Here is a 17,844-nt window from a genome sequence, read left to right as displayed (position 1 = left end):
GGCGCCGGTTTGACCCGGTCGGGGGTGCCCCGTAACCTTGACCTTCGGCGTTTTGACGTTTGACGCCCATTCCTGAGCACCTTCCTACCGGCCCCGGCCGGCAGAGGCCCCCCACGCACCGCAGGGACGGCTGGCGTCAGGAGTGACGATCCGAGCGAGAGAGTGAGTTCCGCGTGTACGCAATCGTGCGCAGCGGTGGCCGCCAGCACAAGGTGGCCGTCGGCGACATCGTCGAGGTTGACAAGATTTCCACGGGCAAGGTTGGCGACGCGGTCGAGCTCTCGACGCTGCTCGTCGTGGACGGCGACGCCGTCACCAGCGACCCGTGGGTGCTGGCCGGGATCAAGGTCGAGGCCGAGATCGTGGACCACCACAAGGGCCAGAAGATCGACATCCTGCGGTACAAGAACAAGACCGGCTACCGCCGTCGTCAGGGTCACCGCCAGCAGTACACGGCGCTGAAGATCACCGGCATCCCCGCCGCTGCGAAGTAAGGGACTGAACAGAGATGGCACACAAGAAGGGCGCATCGTCCACCCGGAACGGTCGCGACTCCAACGCCCAGCGGCTCGGCGTCAAGCGCTTCGGCGGCCAGGTCGTGAACGCCGGTGAGATCATCGTCCGCCAGCGCGGCACCCACTTCCACCCCGGCGCGGGCGTCGGCCGTGGCAAGGACGACACGCTGTTCGCCCTCGCCGCCGGTGCGGTCGAGTTCGGCAGCAGCCGTGGTCGCAAGGTCGTGAACATCGTCCCGGTCGCCTGATCGGCCGCGATACGACTTCACCGAGGGCGGACGCTGCTTCCCGGGCGGGAAGCAGGTCCGCCCTCGGTGCGTTGAACAACAAGACATCCCGTACGTACCAGGAGGAACATCCGCATGACCACCTTCGTGGACCGCGTCGAGCTGCACGTCGCCGCGGGTAACGGAGGCCATGGCTGCGCCTCCGTGCACCGGGAGAAGTTCAAGCCGCTGGGCGGCCCGGACGGCGGCAACGGCGGCCGTGGCGGTGACGTGACGCTGGTCGTCGACCAGTCGGTCACCACGCTCATCGACTACCACCACCACCCGCACCGCAAGGCCACCAACGGCAAGCCCGGCGAGGGCGGCAACCGTTCCGGCAAGGAGGGCACGGACCTGGTCCTGCTCGTGCCGGACGGCACCGTGGTCATGGACAGCCGCGGCAACGTGCTCGCGGACCTCGTCGGCCACGGCACCACCTTCGTCGCCGGCCAGGGCGGTCGCGGCGGCCTCGGCAACGCGGCGCTGGCCTCCGCGCGCCGCAAGGCGCCGGGCTTCGCGCTGCTGGGCGAGCCGGGCCAGAGCCGGGACCTCGTCCTGGAGCTGAAGACGGTCGCCGACGTGGCGCTGGTCGGCTACCCGAGCGCGGGCAAGTCCTCGCTCATCTCCGTGCTCTCGGCCGCCAAGCCGAAGATCGCGGACTACCCCTTCACCACCCTCGTCCCCAACCTCGGTGTGGTCACGGCCGGTTCGACGGTCTTCACCGTCGCGGACGTCCCCGGGCTGATCCCGGGCGCCAGTGAGGGACGGGGGCTGGGACTGGAGTTCCTGCGGCACGTGGAGCGCTGCAGCGTCCTGGTGCACGTCCTGGACACCGCCACCCTGGAGTCCGAGCGCGACCCGCTGAGCGACCTGGACGTCATCGAGGCGGAACTGCGGGCGTACGGGGGCCTCGAGGGCCGTCCGAGGGTGGTCGTCCTCAACAAGGTCGACATCCCCGACGGCCAGGACCTCGCCGACATGGTCCGCCCCGACCTGGAGGCGCGCGGCTACCGGGTCTTCGAGGTGTCCGCGGTGGCCCACAAGGGCCTCAACGAGTTGGCGTACGCCCTCGCCGGCATCGTGGCCGAGGCCCGCGCCGCCCAGCCGGTCCAGGAGGCCACCCGCATCGTCATCCGGCCCAAGGCCGTGGACGACTCCGGCTTCACCGTCACCGCCGAGGACGGCTTCTACCGCGTCCGCGGTGAGAAGCCCGAACGCTGGGTGCGCCAGACCGACTTCGCCAACGACGAGGCCGTCGGCTACCTCGCCGACCGGCTCGCCCGCCTCGGTGTCGAGGAGCAACTGGTCAAGGCCGGCGCCCGCGAGGGCGACGAGGTCGTCATCGGTGACGAGGACGACGCCGTGGTCTTCGACTGGGAGCCGACGGTGGCGGCCGGCGCGGAGATGCTGGGACGCCGCGGCGAGGACCACCGCTTCGACGCGCCCCGCCCCGCCGCCCAGCGCCGCAAGGACCGCGACGCCGAGCGGGACGACGCACAGGAGCAGTTCGAGGGCTTCGACCCCTTCGAGTCCTGAGCGGCCGGCAGCACGTGACGAGGGCCGGACCCCCGCGATCGGCGGGGGACCGGCCCTCGGTGCCGTGCCGTCCGGTTCAGCTCACGGACGACCGGAACGGGGTCGCTCCCTCGTCCTCGGTGCCCTCGGTCCGCTCCTGTTCGCGGACCTCCGCCCCGAGCTGCGCCATGACACCCTCGAAGTCGCGGGTGGAGAGCAACAACTTGTAGATGATGGCGAGTTCGAAGGCCAGCAGCAACACGCCCGCGCCGATCGTGACGCCGACGATGGCACCGGTGAGCGGCGCGACGATGAAGACCCCCATCTGGAACTCGATACCGCTGACCAGGTGCGGCCGCACGCGGTGCTTGATCAGGTAGTCGCGGAACTTCTCGTAGGGGGCGAAGCGCTCCTTGAAGGTCTGCTGGAGGTCGATGACGCGCTGCGGGCCGGCCTCCTCGGACGGCGGGGCGTCCTGCGTGCCGAGCGTGCGTCCGGCGGCCGCCGTCGCGTCCGCCGTGAAGGCGCCGGGGCCGGTCCACTGCGCGGGGACGGCCCGCGGGCCGGGCTCGACGGCGCCGAGCACCTTGGCCGTGGCCTTGGCGTCCGCGTCGGCCTGCGTCTCGTCCTCGTCGGCCCGCTCGCGCAGCAGGTCCTCCAGGAACGCGGTCGGCCTGGCCGCCTCGACCTGCTGCAGCCGCTTCTGGATCTTCCTGCGCATCCCGGTGCGGACCTTGAATATCTGCAGCGCGTCGAGGTAGCGCAGCGCGTCCAGGAAGATCACCGCGAGGGCGAGCCACATGTAGACGGGGTCATCGGTGCGGTAGAACTGGCCGCCCATCAGGGCCGCGGCGCAGCAGACCACGCGGATACGGTCGAAGATGTAGTCGAGCCAGGCGCCGAACTCGGAGCCCTGGCCGGTGAGCCGTGCCAGCTTCCCGTCCATGCAGTCGAGGACGAAGCTCAAGTGGTACAGCACGGCCCCGGTGACCAGCCACTTCCAGTCGGCCATCGCGAAGCACGCTGCCGCGCCAAGGCCGAGGAACAGGGCGCCCCAGGTGATCTGGTTCGGGGTGAGGCGGGTCCGTCCGGCCGTCCAGCGCACCAGCGGGGTCGCCACCGGATCGACCAGGAACACGGTCCACCAGGCGTCCCGCTTCTTCTCGGTGAGGCGCCGTACTTCGGCGAGCGGCGGTATTTCCATGGACCAGAAACCTTCCGTGGCGAGAAGGGGACACCGAACCGGCTTCCGGTTCGGACGGGGACGGGAGGGCGGCGGCTCCGGCACGGACGATCCGCGCTCCACTAAAGGGACGACACGCGGCAAGGCACGATGGTTGCACGTATTGCGGACGGGTGAACACAAGGTTGCCGAATGGGGTACCCGTTGCCCCTGTCCGTCGTGGGTCATGGCGCAGGCTTCGGGGGCGCGCACAGGGAGGAGGCCTCCGGGGAACGGTCTCGTTCCTCCGGAGGCCTCCTCCGTCGTTCGGTGCGCCGCGGTCAGACGGCTTCGGCACGCTGCCGCGGGACGGCCTGGGGCGCGGCGCCCGCAGCCTTGGCCCGGCGCTCGTCCACGCGGGCCGCGAGGGCGTGCACGGCCTCCTGGAAGCGTTCCGCGGAGGTCGGCACGGCAGGGCCCAGCAGGTGCACCCGCAGTTCCTCACGGGCCGTCGCCAGCGTGTCGTCGCGGGTGCCGCGAGCGACGCCCAGCAGCTCGTCGAGCCCCTTCGCGGTCGGGGTCAGCACCGTTCCGGCGCGGACGGTGGGGAACGTCTCGCGGAAGGTCCCCTCGGCCAGGTCCGTGGTGTTGGTGACCGCGTAGGGCTTGCCGCTCACCATGAACTCCGAGATGACGCTGGACACGTCGGTGATGAGCACGTCGGAGTGGTTGAAGCAGGAGTAGAGGCCGGGCCTCTCCCCGGTGAACACCTGGTGCTCGGTCGCGGGCAGCGCCGTCCAGTACACGGCCTCCCACTCCTCGGTCGCACGCCGCATCGCCTCGGCGACGGTGACGTCCCCGGACACACCCTTGTCGGCCATGCGCTCCAGGTCGTCCGCGGACGACAGCGACCAGGCGGCGGTGAGCCGGTCCAGCTCGCGCTCGGTGCCCTCCAGCACATCGCGCTGCCCGGGCGTCATGGCGGAGTGCGTGGCCGCGCCGCGGGCCTCCTCGATGAGCTCGATGATGCGGCGGTTGGCCGCACCGGCCCGCGGGTCGACGGAGCCGGTCAGCGGGTGCGGACGGTAGAGCAGCCGCACACCGGGGTCGGCGAGCAGCCGGCGGACGATCGTCTCGCCCGCCAGGACGATCGAGGTGTTGCCCGGGTCGTCGGTCCAGCCCTCCCAGGTGGGCGCGTACAGCACCGTGACCGGCGTCCCGGCGGGCACCGGACCGGAACCGCGCTCGACGCCGGCCAGCTGGGGACGGCCGACCTCCACGACGTCCTCGTCCGCCACGCCGACGGCGGCGAGGGCGTAGCGCTCGCGGGCGGCGGGGCCAGCCACCCAGACCTCGTCGTAGGCCTTGGCGTACGGGTTGCAACTGGAGAGCTTGTCGCTCTCACCGTGATTGACGAAGGCGTGCATGATCGACGGGATGCGCAGTACCTGGGAGGTCTTCGGCGCGTTGGCCGGGTGGAGCAGCACCTTGAGGCTGGAGTCGCCGAGCCGCATGAGGTCGGCGACCTTCGGCAGGCACACGATGGGGAGGTCGGTGGGGCCGATGCGCGGCACCATCGCGCGCTCGCGCAGCACGATCACCGGCCGCCCGTCGAGCCCGGCCAGGGGGGCCAGCCACATGTTCGCCTGGTAAGCGGAACTCGCGCCCCCGGAGAAGTACATGCCGACCGTGGGCTGGTAGCGGTCGAGCCAGCGGTCGAACCACTCGAGGACCTCCTCCGCGCCCGGTGGCCGCCTGCCGGGCATGAAGCACCGGGCGAGCAGGGCCAGCGCCACGGTGGCCAGCAGCGCGGACAGGGCGATGCCGTCGGCGGCGTACGCCGTGGCCCCAGTCGCCGCGCCCACGCTCAGCCCGAAGGTCGCCGGGCTCCCCACCAGCAGCAGCCGCAGGCCTGGCTGACGGGTAATCAGGTGCGGGGGCGGGGCGGGCAGCGGCAGTTCGGACGTGTCGATGTTGCGTGTGACGACGGGGAGCCGGCGTGCCCGTTGCACCAGCGCCGCCCCGCCCTGGAGGGCGATGTGCGCACCGTGGACGTACAACAGGCCGCCGAGGCACACGAGGTGGAACAGCATGGACTCCCGTTGGTCCAGGCGTAGCAGTCCGGCGATCAGCAGCAGGTCGCGCAGGGACTGCCGGGTGACCGCCTCCGCCTGAAGCAGGCCGAGTGCCTTGGGCGGCGGGCGTTTGCCGGCGTGCAGGCGGACGTCGGCGGCGCAACCGGCGAGGGCGGCGCACGCCATCAGGGCCCCGTTGGGTAGGGCCACGCCCACCACCTGCGCGACCAGGGCGCACATCTGGGCCAGAAGGAGGCCGAAGTGTTGGGCTCCCGGCCGTTTCCCCACGGCACGTTTCACAGCGGCAACTTCCCATCGTCGTACGTTTGGCGGCCCGGCGGAACCGCCCGGACACGCGAGCGTGCGCTGGGCCGCCCGGGGTGCCGGTTCGCCGTACCCGTGCACGCTGCCCCGTGTTCGAATCCGCAGGCAAATCGTTCCTATTAAGGTGGTTCTCTAGTGACTTTTTGCTTACGGAGTGGAGAGTCCCTTATATGAATTTCATATCCCACCAAGGGTGTTTGGGTACGGGCTTCACGGCGCGTCTGCCCCGTACGCGCTGTCCCAGTCGCCGTCCGGTGGGTGGAAGGCGGCGGCGCCGGGTCGCCCGACTGCCGTAGATTGCGAACCCGGGAGAGGAAAGGGACGGACGTGGCGAGCGCGAGGCAGGACGTGGCGGAGGCCCGGCGGGTCGTGGTCAAGGTCGGGTCGAGTTCGCTGACGACGGCGGCCGGCGGCCTGGACGCCGACCGGGTGGACGCGCTCGTGGACGTCCTGGCCAAAGCGTGCGGAACCCAGGAGGGCGCGGCGCAGGAGGGCGCGGCCGTCAAGGAGGTCGTCCTGGTCTCCTCCGGCGCCATCGCCGCCGGCCTGGCGCCGCTCGGGCTCACCCGGCGGCCGCGGGACCTGGCCCGGCAGCAGGCCGCCGCCAGCGTCGGCCAGGGCCTGCTCGTCGCCCGCTACACGGCCTCCTTCGCCCGGTACGGCGTGCGGGTCGGCCAGGTGCTGCTCACCTCCGACGACATGAGCCGCCGGGCGCACTACCGCAACGCCTACCGCACGCTGGACAAGCTGCTCGCGATGGGCGCCATGCCGATCGTCAACGAGAACGACACGGTGGCCACCGACGAGATCCGGTTCGGCGACAACGACCGCCTCGCCGCCCTCGTCGCCCACCTGGTCCGCGCCGACCTGCTCGTCCTGCTCTCCGACGTCGACGGCCTCTACGACGGCGACCCCGCGCTCCCGGGCACCTCGCGCATCGAGGAGGTCCACGGGCCGCAGGACCTGGAGGGCGTCTCCATCGGCAGCGCGGGCAAGGCGGGCGTCGGCACCGGGGGCATGGTCACCAAGGTCGAGGCCGCCAGGATCGCCGCCGGCGCCGGCGTCCCGGTCGTGCTGACCTCCGCCTCGCAGGCCGCGGACGCCCTGGCCGGACGGCGTACGGGCACCCTCTTCCACGCGACGGGAAAGCGCTCCGCCGACCGGCTGCTGTGGCTGGCCCACGCCTCCACCCCGCTCGGCGCGCTCGTCCTGGACGACGGCGCCGTGCAGGCGGTCGTCAAGCGCCGCACCTCGCTGCTGCCGGCCGGCATCGCGGCGGTCGAGGGCGACTTCACCGCCGGCGACCCGGTCGAACTGCGCGACACCTCCGGCCACGCCGTCGCGCGCGGCCTGGTGAACTTCGACGCCAGGGAACTGCCGCGGCTGCTCGGGCGCTCGACCCGTGAACTGGCACGGGAACTGGGCCCCGCCTACGAGCGCGAGGTCGTGCACCGGGACGACCTCGTACTGCTGCACCACTGAGGCGGACCTCCTTCGTGGTTACTTCGTGAAAACCGCCCCGCGGCCGCTTCCGGGCTGCTGGACTTTGTGGGCGGAGCACGGAATCCGGCCAGGGACGCGACGACAGGGACGACAGGGAGGCGACCGGTGAGACGAGGGCGCCCGGGGGCATCGTCGTCCCGAGGGACGGCGGAGCGGACACTGGTGAGCGTGACGAGCGACGACACCGCCCCGCCCGTGACGCGGGAGCGCCCCGTGTCCCGGCTCTGGCACGTGACGCTCAGCGTCTCCGGGCCCGAGGCCCCGCTCGCCGAGGTGCGGCGCGCGCTGGAACAGCTCGCGAACGACCACCCCTTCCTGCTCACCAGCAGGTACGCGGCCGACCACGCCGAGATCCGGTACTGGGAGGAGGCCCGCGACCTGCACGACGCCGCCGCCATCGCGCTGCGCCTGTGGGGCGAGCACCGCTCCTCCGCCAACCTGCCGCCGTGGGAGACCGTGGGCCTGGAGGTCATCGACCGCGACACCTACCACCAGCGCCTCGCGGAGGGCTACGGGCCGCCGCCGGCGGCGCCCGTCGGGGTGCACCCCTACTGACCCGCGGCGGCCCTGCGGCCGTGCTCCGCACGGGTCTCACCCGCTGGAAAGCCGCCCCGTCACCAGGCGCCCACGCCGTACCCTGGCCGCTATGAGCAGCCGCAGCCACAGCAACGACGACCTCGCCGCCTCCCTGCCCTCGCCGTGGCCGAAGAGCCCGGTGCTGCAGGCCGCCTACCGCGCCCGTGCGGCCGCCGACGACCTCGCCCCGCTGCCGCGCTCGGTGAAGGACGACGCGCTGCTCGCGGTCGCCGACGCCCTGGTCGTCCGCACCCGGGAGATCGTCGAGGCCAACGCCGAGGACGTCGCCCGTGCCCGCGAGGCCGGGACCGGCGAGGCGATCGTGGACCGGCTGACCCTGACCCCCGAGCGCGTCCGGGCCATCGCCTCCGACGTACGGGACGTGGCCGGGCTGCCCGACCCGGTCGGCGAGGTGGTGCGCGGTTCGACGCTGCCCAACGGGCTGGACCTGCGTCAGATCCGGGTGCCGCTGGGCGTGGTCGGCATCATCTACGAGGCCCGGCCCAACGTCACCGTGGACGCGGCCTCGCTGTGCCTGAAGTCCGGCAACGCGGTCCTGCTGCGCGGCTCCTCCTCCGCCCAGCACTCCAACTCCGCGCTGGTGACGGTGGTGCGCGACGCGGTCGGCGGAGCCGGACTGCCCGCCGACGCCGTGCAGTTGGTGCCGGGGGAGAGCCGCGAGTCGGTGCGCGAGCTGATGCGCGCCCGCGGCATGGTCGACGTGCTCATCCCGCGCGGCGGCGCCTCCCTCATCAAGGCCGTGGTCGAGGAGTCGATCGTCCCGGTGATCGAGACCGGCACCGGCAACTGCCACGTGTACGTGGACGCGCAGGCCGACCTCGACGTCGCCGTCTCGGTCCTGCTCAACTCCAAGGCGCAGCGGCCGAGCGTGTGCAACGCCGCCGAGACCCTGCTGGTGCACCGGGACATCGCCGCCGAATTCCTGCCGCGGGCCCTGGACGCGCTGGCGGAGGCCGGGGTCACCGTGCACGCCGACGAACGGGTGCGGGAACTGGCCGCGAAGAGCGGCACCACGGCCACCGTCGTCCCGGCCACCGCGGAGGACTGGGAGACCGAGTACCTCAGCCACGACATCGCCGCCGCCGTGGTGGACTCGCTGGACGCGGCCGTGCAGCACATCCGGCTGTGGTCCTCCGGGCACACCGAGGCCATCGTCACCACCTCGCAGCCCGCGGCCCGGCGGTTCACCCAGTTGGTGGATTCCGCCGCGGTCGCCGTCAACGCCTCGACCCGGTTCACCGACGGCGGCCAGTTCGGCTTCGGCGCGGAGATCGGCATCTCCACCCAGAAGCTGCACGCCCGCGGCCCGATGGGCCTGCCGGAGCTGACCTCCACCAAGTACGTCTTCACCGGGGACGGGCACGTGCGCGGCTGAAACGCCGCGCGCCTGACGGACGGACTTCACGAGCGGCCTGCCCAATCCGCGTCATCGGCCCTATTCTGGACGGGTGCCGGACGAACTGGGGGGCAAGCCGTTCCCGGACGGCGAGGACCACGGTGGCGCGGATGACGAATTCGCGTCCGTGGTGCTCGACGAGGCCTTCATACGGGCGGCCGCCTTCCACGAACCCAGCGCCCACGAGCGCATGCTCGCCGCCGCCACGGCCCAGGCCGAGGCCGAGGCGTCCCGCCCGCGCGTCCTGGGCGGGGAGGACGGCTCCGCTCCGTACGAGGAGAAGGACGCCGCGCGCTCCGACGAGGACGAGGAGTACGAGGACCTCTACTCCCAGCGCAGCCCCTACCGGGGGCACGGGCGCTGGCACCGGACCGTGGCGTGGGTGCTCGCCGTGGTGATGGGCATCGGCGTGGTGGCACTGACGTTCGCGGCGGTCTACCGGGGCGCCGGGGGCGCCCGCCAGCCCTCCGTCCCGCCCTCCCCGACGGGCCGGATCGGAGCCCCCTCGCTCCCCCCGGTGGCGGTCAGCCACAGCCCCTGAGCACCGCTCGAACTTGTCTCGTACCAGGACGTTTTAAAGGGCCCTGACAGACCTACGCTTGTTGTATGAGCGGGCCTGGTGACCCACCGGAGGGGAACCCCGAGGGCTCCCCCGGCGGAGGCGAGGACGAGTACCGATCCGTCGTCTTCGACGAATCGTTCGTGCGTGCTGCCCGGATACAGGAGTTCTCCGCGCGTGAGCGGCTGGACGGCTCGGCCCGCTCGGTGCGCACCCGCCGCCCCTGGGCCCGCGGCGGCGCCCCGCGGCAGGCCCTGGTCCTCGTCCTGCTGATCGCGGTGGCCTTCGGCACCGCCGTCTACCTGGGCATACGCAACCCCTACGACGCACCCGCCCCTCCCGTGGCGGAGCCGCTGCGGATCACCCTGCTGCCGCTCGTCCCCACGGCCGCGGTGGCCGCCGTGGACCGCTCCCGGCCCTTCGCCGGGCAGCGCGCCGAGCACTACCGGGCCGGCGGCAAGGGTTACGCGCTGCCGCCGGCGCGCCGTACCGCGCACTTCAGCGAGAGCCAGGTGATGCAGGCTCTGGTCTCCGCGAAGGAGTACCTGGTCGCCTCCTCCGCCGACCCCGGCGCCCTGACCGGCGGGGACGTCCGTGCGGTGCGCCTCATGCTCGACCCCGGCCAGCTCGACCAGTTCGACCGCAGCTTGGAACGTCCGGCGGACGACGGGCGCCACGCGGCGACCGGCTGGCTGGTGCGCTTCGACCCCACGCGCGTCGCCCTCGCCGACGACGAGGTCAAGGTGCGCGGCACCATGAGCGTGGCCGAGGCGGGGGAGGAGACCCTGGAGGTCGTCACCGACCACACCCTGGTCTACGCCGTGCGGGCCGCCACCGGGGGCAGCGGCCAGGCCTCGCTGTTCACCGTGCGGCGCGAGCTGCGGCTGCGCTTCGACCGCGCGGACCTGCGCGACCGGCACGTGGAACTGCTGCAGGCCGCGGTCGAAGCCGGGCCGCTGTCCTGCGCGGGCGCTCCCGTGGCGCACTTCCTGCCGCTGCTGGCCGGGCAGCGGCCGCCGGCGCAGCCCGGCGTAGACCCCCACGACCGGCGCCACGCGATCAGCTCGGTGTGCGGGGTGCTCGCCCCGGCCCCGGCGGCCGGCCCGGGGATCAGCCCTCCGACGGCGGGTCCTGCGCGTCCTTCGGCGGGCGGCCCGACGGGCCGGAGTCCGGGCCCGGCGTCCCGGTGAAGCGGTCGCGCAGCCGGCCGCCGATGTCGCCCGCCCCCGAGCCGAGGTCGGACAGCAGCTTCATCAGCGGGTCCTTGCTCGTCCTCACCGTGTCGGCGTAGTGGCTCGCGGATTCCCTGAACGAGTCGTAGACCGAGGTGTCCTTGTCCTCGCTGCGCCGCGGGTAGTGGCCGTCCATGATGCGCTGGTAGTCGCGGCTCGCGGCCCACTTCTTCAGCTCCGCGGCCCGCACCGTGGTGAACGGGTGGCTGCGCGGCAGGACGTTGAGGATCTTCAGGACGGAGTCGCGCAGGTCGCCGGCCTCCTCGTACTCCTCGGCCTGCTTCAGGAACGCGTCCACGTTCATCTCGTGCAGGTGGTTGCCCCCGGCGATCTTCATCAGACCCCGCATCGAGGCCTGCAGATCCTGGCCGACCAGGAGCCCGGCCCGGTCGGCGGACAGCTCCGACTTGCGGAACCACTCGCGCAGCGCCGTGACGATCGCCATGATCGCGAGGTTGCCCAGCGGTATCCACGCGACCCGCAGCGCCAGGTTGGTCAGGAAGAGCAGGATCGTGCGGTAGACGGAGTGGCCCGACAGCGCGTGGCCGACCTCGTGGCCCACGACGGCCCGCATCTCCTCCTCGTCCAGCAGCTCCACCAGCCCGGTGGTGACGACGATGATCGGCTCGTCCAGGCCGATGCACATCGCGTTGGGCTGCGGGTCCTGGGTGACGTACATCGGCGGGACCTTGGGCAGGTCGAGGATGTAGCAGGCGTCCCGCAGCATGTCGTTGAGGTGCGCGAACTGCTGGTCGCCGACGCGCACCGAGTCCGAGAGGAACAGCAGCCGCAGGGAGCGCTCCGGCAGCAGCCCGCTGAGCGCCTTGAAGACGGTGTCGAAGCCGCTCAGCTTGCGCAGCGCGACCAGTGCCGAGCGGTCGGCCGGGTGTTCGTAGGCGCGCGAGGAGATGCCCTCGAAGCGTCGCCGGTTGCGTCCGGGCAGCTTCCCTCCGCCGCTCGCGCCGCCGTTCGCACCGCTCGAATCGTTCGGACCGGACATATGTCCTCGCCCCCCTGCTCGCCCGTCGGGTACGTAGTGAGGACGCGTGGAGCCACCGCGAAGTTCCACCCGCACCGCCCGTACGATGTTGCCGAGCCTTCCGCCCGTCGACAGACCCGAAGCCACCAGGGGAACGCCGAGATGACCTCCTACACGACCGCCGCCGTCCTGACCACGCTCGCCGAGGGCGAGGGCGGCGGCAACCACGAGAGCCTGAGCCCGTACCTCACGGGCGGCGGCGCGCTGTTCGCGCTGCTGCTCCTGCTCTTCATCACCACGCGCTTCAACCGCGACCGCTGAGCCCGACGAGGTGATGCGGGTAGGGTCTATCCGCATGAAGAAGCGAATCGGTGTGATGGGTGGGACGTTCGATCCCGTCCACCACGGCCACCTCGTGGCGGCCAGCGAGGTGGCGCACCTTTTCCAGCTGGACGAGGTCGTCTTCGTGCCCACCGGCCAGCCCTGGCAGAAGAGCGACCAGAAGGTGTCCGCGGCCGAGGACCGCTACCTGATGACGGTGATCGCCACCGCGTCGAACCCGCAGTTCTCGGTCAGCCGCAGCGACATCGAACGCGGTGGCCGCACGTACACCATCGACACGCTCCGCGACCTGCGGGCCGAGCACCCCGAGGCGGAGCTGTTCTTCATCACCGGGGCGGACGCGCTGGCCCAGATCTTCTCCTGGCGCAAGGCCGAGGAGCTGTTCTCGCTGGCGCACTTCATCGGTGTCACCCGCCCCGGGCACACGCTGTCCGACCCCGGCTTCCCGGCCGGCGGGGTCTCCCTCGTGGAGGTGCCCGCCCTGGCGATCTCCTCCACCGACTGCCGGCAGCGGGTGGCCAAGGGGGAGCCGGTCTGGTACCTCGTGCCCGACGGCGTCGTGCGCTACATCGACAAACGCAGGCTGTACCGGTAAGTGATCAGCGGCTGATCGGCAACTGGAGGGGTCCCCAGTGAACGACTACCCCCGATGGCAATACGCCGAGGGAACACCCGAGCAGGGCGGTCAGGACCCTTACGGAGAGGACCCCTACGCACAGCAGCGGGCCGACTACGCAAACGGCTACGGCGAGGAGTACGGGAGTTACGACCCGTACGCCCAGCAGACCGGCCAGCAGCAGGCCTACCAGGGGCAGCAGGGACAACAGGGCCAGCAGGGCTACTCCGGGCAGCAGCCGTACTACCCGCAGGAGCAGCAGCAGTACGGGCAGCAGCCGCAGCACCCACAGCAGTCCCAACAGCAGCCGCAGCACCCCCAGCAGACGCAGCAGTACCAGGGGTGGATCCCGCAGCAGCCGCAGTACCAGGAGCCGTACTACCCGCAGGAGCAACAGCAGTACGGGCAGCAGCCCCCGGCGCCGGCGCCCCCGCAGACGCCCCCGCAGGCCCCTCCCGCCCAGCGGCAGCCCGGGTACGAGGAGCAGCGGCCTGCGGCCCGGCCCGCCGCGGGCCGCGACCCCTCCGGCGAAGCCGACTTCCACACCGGCCAGTTCTCCTTCGTCGACGAGGAGACCGAGGAGTCGGAAGAGGTCATCGACTGGCTGAAGTTCACCGAGTCCCGCACCGAGCGCCGCGAGGAGGCCAGGCGCCGTGGCCGCAACCGCGTGGTCGCCGCCGTCGTGGTCCTGGCACTGGCCGCCGTCGGCGGCGCCGGCTACCTGTGGAAGGCCGGCAAGATCCCCGGCCTCGGCGGGGACACGGGGACCGCGCAGCAGGCCGCGGGCGGCCAGAAGCGCGACGTGATCGTGCTGCACCTGCGCCCGGTCGGCAGCGAGGAGACCTCCACCGCGCTGCTGGTCAGCAACTCGACCACCAAGAAGGGCACCACCGTCCTGCTGCCGAACTCGCTCGCCGTCGGCAGCGACGACGGGGGCAGCACCACGCTCGGCAAGTCCGTCGTGGAGGGCGGTTCCGCCCCCACGCGCGAGGCGCTGGAAGGCCTGCTCGGCACGAAGATCAGCGGCACCTGGCGGCTGGACACCCCGTACCTGGACAACCTCGTCGAGTCCCTCGGCGGCATCCTGGTCGACACCGACGTCACGGTGAAGGCCGGAAAGAAGAAGGGCGACAAGACCCTCGTCAAGCCCGGCAAGCAGCAGGAGCTGGGCGGCCAGGCCGCCGTCGCGTACGCCGTCCACCGGGAACCGGGCGAGGGGCCCGACAAGCAGCTCGCCCGCTTCGGCCAGGTCGTGCAGGCCATGCTGAAGAAGATGTACAGCGACCCGGACCTGGCGACCAAGACCGTCGAGGGGCTCAACCAGGTCATCGAGCCCCCGCTGACCGAGAAGGACCTCGGCAGCAGCCTCGCGGCGCTGTCGGAGGAGGCCAAGGGCGGCGACTACACCACCGAGACGCTGCCCGTGGAGCCGGACGGCACGCTGAGCGAGAAGTCCACCGAGGACGTCGTCAAGAAGGTGCTCGGCGGCACCGTCACCAACACCGACTCCGACGGCATCCCCCGGGTCACCCTGCGCAACGCCACCGGCGTGGCCACCAACACCGGCGAGGCCCAGGTCCAGATCGTCGGCGGCGGCTACACCTTCGTCTCGGGCGCCTCCGCGGGCACCCAGGCGACCTCGCAGGTCCTGTACGCCGACGCCGCCAAGAAGGCGGACGCGGAGGAGCTGGCCAAGACGCTGGGCCTGCCCGTCAAGGCCGCCAAGAAGGGCGAGGTGGCCTCCAACGCCGACATCACGGTCGTCCTGGGGCAGGACTACAGCCCGCCGGAGAAGAGCTGACCGGGGCGGCGCATAACCGGTCGGGGACCGAGGACGGTCCGTGAGACCCTGGACGTACGACGTCCCCGACCGGAAAGCCGCACCTGTGACCGCCACGGACCGCTCCATCGAGCTCATCAAGACCGCCGCCCAGGCGGCCGCCGACAAGCTCGCGCACGACATCATCGCCTACGACGTCAGCGACGTCCTCTCCATCACCGACGCGTTCCTCTTGGCCTCCGCGCCCAACGACCGCCAGGTGAAGGCCATCGTCGACGCGGTCGAGGAGCGGCTGCAGGAGGAGCTCGGCGTCAAGCCGGTGCGCCGTGAGGGCGAGCGCGATGGCCGCTGGGTCCTGCTCGACTACATCGACATCGTGGTGCACGTCCAGCACTCGGAGGAGCGGGTCTTCTACGCGCTGGAGCGGCTCTGGAAGGACTGCCCCGAGCTCGAGCTCCCCAAGGACGCCGTCGCCACCCGCGGCAAGGCCGAGGAGCACGCCCGCGCCACGGCCGCCGACGAGGACGGAGACCTGATCTGAACGGGCACGCGCGCGGCCGCGGCCGCCGTGTCGTCTTCTGGCGGCACGGTCAGACCTCGTGGAACGTCGAGGGCCGCTTCCAGGGCTCCACGGACATCCCGCTGACCTCTACCGGCGTCGCCCAGGCCAAGCGGGCCGCACGGCTGCTGGCCGCACTGCAGCCGGACGCGATCGTCTCCTCCGACCTGCAGCGCGCCGCCGACACGGCCACCGAGCTGGCCGCCGTCACGGGCCTGGACATCTCGTACGACGAGGGGCTGCGGGAGACCTACGCGGGCGTCTGGCAGGGCCTGACCCACGAGGAGATCACCGAGCGCCACGGCGACGAGTACGCCGCCTGGAAGCGCGGCGAGCCCGTGCGGCGCGGCGGCGGCGAGCTGGAGACCGAGGTGGCGGAACGGGCCGCCCCGGTGGTGCTCGCGGCGGCCGACAAGCTGCCCGACGGCGGTGTGCTGGTGGTCGTCAGCCACGGCGGCGCCATCCGCACCACCATCGGCCGGCTGCTCGGGCTGGACCCGCGCAGCTGGGAGGCGCTCGGCGGGCTGTCCAACACCTGCTGGTCGGTCCTCGGCGAGGGCGCCCGCGGCTGGCGGCTGCTGGAGCACAACGCCGGGACACTGCCCGAGCCGGTGCTCGGCGACGACGACTGAGGGGCGCGGCCGACGGGTCCGTCGGGCGGGGCGGGGCCGGGCCGGAGCCGATTTCAGGAATCCGGCCCCGACCGGCTAAGCTTCTTCTCGTTCGCCGGGCCGAAAGCCCGAGGACAGCGGGGCTATAGCTCAGTTGGTAGAGCGCTTGCATGGCATGCAAGAGGTCCGGGGTTCGAATCCCCGTAGCTCCACAGCGGCACCGGATCCCGTCTCCCCTCAGGGGAGGCGGGATCCTCGCGTTTCACCCGGTCCGTCCGGGCGCCGGTTCGCGGTGAGCGCCGTCGGGCGAGGCCGCGGTTCCGGCCCGCCGCCGCGCGGTGGACGGCGGTACGAAACGGCCCTGCCGGCCGCGCTGTTCGGTGGCGGCTCAGCCCGGCCCGGCCGCGGCGACGCCGCGTCGGGCCCGCAGGGCGACGGCGGCCGACAGGCACAGGAAGGCGACGCCGACGGCCGGGTAGACCGCGGAGAGGGCCATCTGCCCGGCGGACTGGCGGAGTTCGGGCCGCGAGACGCCGTCGCCGTGCGGGGTGAGCCAGAGCGCGTACGAGCAGAAGACCAGGGCGGACACGGCGGCGCAGGCCCACCAGCGTGCGGGGCGGCTCCGCCGTGCGGCCTCGGCGGCCAGGAGGACGACCAGGGGGACCGCCCACACCCAGTGGTGCGACCAGGAGACGGGACTGACCAGCAGTGCCGTGACGGCGCACGACAGGACCGCCCAGGCGGTCTCCCCGGCCGCCAGATGGGCCGCGGCGACGGCCAGGCCCGCGGCGGCCACCAGGACGGCCACGAGCAGCCACCAGGCGCCGGGGTCGCCGGTGTGCAGCGCACGGGCCAGGAAGCCGCGCAGCGACTGGTTGGCGGTGTCCTCGCCGTGGCCGGCCCGGTCGGCGGAGACCACGACCTCCGTCCAGAAGCGCCGGGAGTCCCGCGGCAGGACGAGCGCGGAGAGCCCCGCGGTCGCGGCGAAGGTGACGGACGCCACGACCGCCGCCCGCAGCCACGCGTTCCAGCGCTCGCGCCGGCGCCGGGCGAGCACCGCCCCGCCGACCGCGAGGAAGGCCACGAACAGCAGCGGCGTCAGCTTGATCCCGGCCGCGATGCCGGTGCCGATGCCGGCGACGATGCCCGCCCCCGCCCCCGCCCTCGCTCCTGCGCCCCGGGCCGGGCCCGCGTCCCGGATCCTCGTGAGGTCCCCCAGGACGAGCACCGCGAGCAGCAGGTTGATCTGTCCGTACCTCGACGTCGTCCAGACCGGCTCGCACCACACCGCGCCCGCCGCGACGCCCAGCGCGGCCGCCGCCGGGGGCAGCCGTCGCGGCAACCCGGCCAGCCGGAGCGACAGGTGGCACAGGACGACCAGCAGGCCCAGGTTGGCCGCGGTCGCCGCGATCCGCGCGGCGCCCGGCCCGAGCAGCGTCAGGGAGGTGAAGAGCAGGGCCGCGAAAGGCGGATAGGTGTTGGGCAGCTGCGCGTGGGTGACCCGCATCGCGTACAGGTCGTCCCCGTTGCGCACCGACCAGCCCTCGGCCCGGTAGACGGTGAGGTCGATCATCGAGACGTGGGCGGCGCGTTGGGCCGCCCAGAACGCCGCGAAGGACACCAGGCACACCAGGGCCGCGACCAGGGTGGCCCGCGGGACCGGGGGACCGGGCGCCACGGCGTCGGCGATCGGCTGCGTCGCGGTCACTGCGGCCTTCTCCAGGTTCGTCCGGGGAGCGGGTCAGCCGACAGTACCGGGTGCCCTGCCCAGGGGCCAGGAATGGATTTGGCGAACCGGCCCCGGGGCCGTGTA

At 72.4% G+C, this 17,844-nt stretch carries 17 protein-coding genes and 1 tRNA gene; 14 read left to right on the top strand and 4 right to left on the bottom strand.

The window, feature by feature from the left end:
• The first annotated feature begins 173 nt into the window (after positions 1 to 173).
• The 3 genes from rplU (at position 174) to obgE (ending at position 2,317) form a co-directional block, all read left to right on the top strand.
• Complete coding sequence (rplU, locus tag ABZ479_RS12895; RefSeq protein WP_500461615.1) at positions 174 to 494, top strand: 50S ribosomal protein L21; 321 nt, start codon at positions 174 to 176, stop codon at positions 492 to 494.
• Between the two features lie 14 nt (positions 495 to 508).
• Positions 509 to 763, top strand: coding sequence for a 50S ribosomal protein L27 (rpmA, locus tag ABZ479_RS12890; RefSeq protein WP_499598926.1), 255 nt, complete (start codon positions 509 to 511; stop codon positions 761 to 763).
• A 114-nt stretch (positions 764 to 877) separates the two neighbouring features.
• Positions 878 to 2,317, top strand: coding sequence for a GTPase ObgE (obgE, locus tag ABZ479_RS12885; RefSeq protein WP_500461614.1), 1,440 nt, complete (start codon positions 878 to 880; stop codon positions 2,315 to 2,317).
• A gap of 76 nt (positions 2,318 to 2,393) precedes the next feature.
• Here obgE and ABZ479_RS12880 read toward each other — a convergent pair whose 3' ends face one another.
• Both ABZ479_RS12880 and ABZ479_RS12875 read right to left on the bottom strand, forming a co-directional pair.
• Positions 2,394 to 3,500: a CDP-alcohol phosphatidyltransferase family protein gene (locus ABZ479_RS12880; protein ID WP_500461613.1), complete on the bottom strand. Its 1,107-nt coding sequence runs from the start codon at positions 3,498 to 3,500 to the stop codon at positions 2,394 to 2,396.
• Positions 3,501 to 3,799: 299 nt separating this feature from the next.
• Positions 3,800 to 5,743: a hypothetical protein gene (locus ABZ479_RS12875; RefSeq protein ID WP_500461612.1), complete on the bottom strand. Its 1,944-nt coding sequence runs from the start codon at positions 5,741 to 5,743 to the stop codon at positions 3,800 to 3,802.
• 441 nt (positions 5,744 to 6,184) lie between these two features.
• Here ABZ479_RS12875 and proB point away from each other — a divergent pair, with 441 nt between their 5' ends.
• The 5 genes from proB (at position 6,185) to ABZ479_RS12850 (ending at position 11,102) form a co-directional block, all read left to right on the top strand.
• Positions 6,185 to 7,339 carry a glutamate 5-kinase gene (gene proB / locus ABZ479_RS12870; RefSeq protein ID WP_500461611.1) on the top strand — a complete coding sequence of 385 codons (1,155 nt, stop codon included), beginning with the start codon at positions 6,185 to 6,187 and terminating at the stop codon, positions 7,337 to 7,339.
• A 126-nt stretch (positions 7,340 to 7,465) separates the two neighbouring features.
• Entirely contained in the window at positions 7,466 to 7,915 is a 450-nt protein-coding gene (locus ABZ479_RS12865; protein WP_499598920.1) for a DUF8830 family protein, read from the top strand.
• A 91-nt stretch (positions 7,916 to 8,006) separates the two neighbouring features.
• Positions 8,007 to 9,332 carry a glutamate-5-semialdehyde dehydrogenase gene (locus ABZ479_RS12860; RefSeq protein WP_500461610.1) on the top strand — a complete coding sequence of 442 codons (1,326 nt, stop codon included), beginning with the start codon at positions 8,007 to 8,009 and terminating at the stop codon, positions 9,330 to 9,332.
• Positions 9,333 to 9,405: 73 nt separating this feature from the next.
• On the top strand, positions 9,406 to 9,894 hold the full coding sequence (locus ABZ479_RS12855) for an SCO2584 family spore wall biosynthesis protein (protein WP_499598918.1): 489 nt from the start codon (positions 9,406 to 9,408) through the stop codon (positions 9,892 to 9,894).
• Positions 9,895 to 9,959: 65 nt separating this feature from the next.
• On the top strand, positions 9,960 to 11,102 hold the full coding sequence (locus tag ABZ479_RS12850) for an SCO2583 family membrane protein (protein WP_499598916.1): 1,143 nt from the start codon (positions 9,960 to 9,962) through the stop codon (positions 11,100 to 11,102).
• On the opposite strand, the gene ABZ479_RS12845 is transcribed toward ABZ479_RS12850, so the two are convergent.
• Positions 11,023 to 12,144 carry a M48 family metallopeptidase gene (locus ABZ479_RS12845; RefSeq protein ID WP_500461609.1) on the bottom strand — a complete coding sequence of 374 codons (1,122 nt, stop codon included), beginning with the start codon at positions 12,142 to 12,144 and terminating at the stop codon, positions 11,023 to 11,025. The two genes, ABZ479_RS12850 and ABZ479_RS12845, sit on opposite strands and share 80 nt — an antisense overlap.
• A gap of 141 nt (positions 12,145 to 12,285) precedes the next feature.
• Between ABZ479_RS12845 and ABZ479_RS12840 the strand changes: the two genes are divergently transcribed.
• From ABZ479_RS12840 to ABZ479_RS12815, 6 genes are all read left to right on the top strand, one after another.
• A complete protein-coding gene (locus tag ABZ479_RS12840) occupies positions 12,286 to 12,444 on the top strand; it encodes a hypothetical protein (RefSeq protein ID WP_500461608.1) in 159 nt (52 codons plus the stop codon).
• Positions 12,445 to 12,478: 34 nt separating this feature from the next.
• Positions 12,479 to 13,060: a nicotinate-nucleotide adenylyltransferase gene (gene nadD / locus ABZ479_RS12835; protein WP_499598912.1), complete on the top strand. Its 582-nt coding sequence runs from the start codon at positions 12,479 to 12,481 to the stop codon at positions 13,058 to 13,060.
• 37 nt (positions 13,061 to 13,097) lie between these two features.
• Positions 13,098 to 14,882 (top strand): LCP family protein, encoded by a 1,785-nt coding sequence (locus tag ABZ479_RS12830; RefSeq protein WP_500461607.1) that lies wholly within the window; start codon positions 13,098 to 13,100, stop codon positions 14,880 to 14,882.
• A gap of 85 nt (positions 14,883 to 14,967) precedes the next feature.
• Complete coding sequence (rsfS, locus tag ABZ479_RS12825; protein ID WP_500461692.1) at positions 14,968 to 15,402, top strand: ribosome silencing factor; 435 nt, start codon at positions 14,968 to 14,970, stop codon at positions 15,400 to 15,402.
• Positions 15,399 to 16,052: a histidine phosphatase family protein gene (locus ABZ479_RS12820; protein ID WP_500461691.1), complete on the top strand. Its 654-nt coding sequence runs from the start codon at positions 15,399 to 15,401 to the stop codon at positions 16,050 to 16,052. Before rsfS ends, ABZ479_RS12820 begins: the two co-directional genes overlap by 4 nt.
• Before the next feature lie 118 nt (positions 16,053 to 16,170).
• A tRNA-Ala gene (locus ABZ479_RS12815) sits at positions 16,171 to 16,243 on the top strand.
• A gap of 176 nt (positions 16,244 to 16,419) precedes the next feature.
• Here the strand turns inward: ABZ479_RS12815 and ABZ479_RS12810 are convergent.
• Entirely contained in the window at positions 16,420 to 17,739 is a 1,320-nt protein-coding gene (locus ABZ479_RS12810) for a glycosyltransferase 87 family protein (protein ID WP_500461606.1), read from the bottom strand.
• Between the last annotated feature and the right edge of the window lie 105 nt (positions 17,740 to 17,844).

It is taken from the genome of Streptomyces sp. NPDC005722 (assembly GCF_040630935.1).
Classification (GTDB): Bacteria; Actinomycetota; Actinomycetes; order Streptomycetales; family Streptomycetaceae; genus Actinacidiphila.
This window is presented reverse-complemented; position numbering and strand designations above follow the sequence as displayed.

What these genes read in the sequence shown, in the direction of transcription:
- obgE (WP_500461614.1), top strand. Translation starts at nt 878, where the DNA reads ATGACCACCTTCGTGGACCGCGTCGAGCTGCACGTCGCCGCGGGTAAC.
- ABZ479_RS12840 (WP_500461608.1), top strand. Translation starts at nt 12,286, where the DNA reads ATGACCTCCTACACGACCGCCGCCGTCCTGACCACGCTCGCCGAGGGC.
- ABZ479_RS12860 (WP_500461610.1), top strand. Translation starts at nt 8,007, where the DNA reads ATGAGCAGCCGCAGCCACAGCAACGACGACCTCGCCGCCTCCCTGCCC.
- ABZ479_RS12845 (WP_500461609.1), bottom strand. Translation starts at nt 12,144, where the DNA reads ATGTCCGGTCCGAACGATTCGAGCGGTGCGAACGGCGGCGCGAGCGGC.
- ABZ479_RS12850 (WP_499598916.1), top strand. Translation starts at nt 9,960, where the DNA reads ATGAGCGGGCCTGGTGACCCACCGGAGGGGAACCCCGAGGGCTCCCCC.
- nadD (WP_499598912.1), top strand. Translation starts at nt 12,479, where the DNA reads ATGAAGAAGCGAATCGGTGTGATGGGTGGGACGTTCGATCCCGTCCAC.
- rpmA (WP_499598926.1), top strand. Translation starts at nt 509, where the DNA reads ATGGCACACAAGAAGGGCGCATCGTCCACCCGGAACGGTCGCGACTCC.
- ABZ479_RS12880 (WP_500461613.1), bottom strand. Translation starts at nt 3,500, where the DNA reads ATGGAAATACCGCCGCTCGCCGAAGTACGGCGCCTCACCGAGAAGAAG.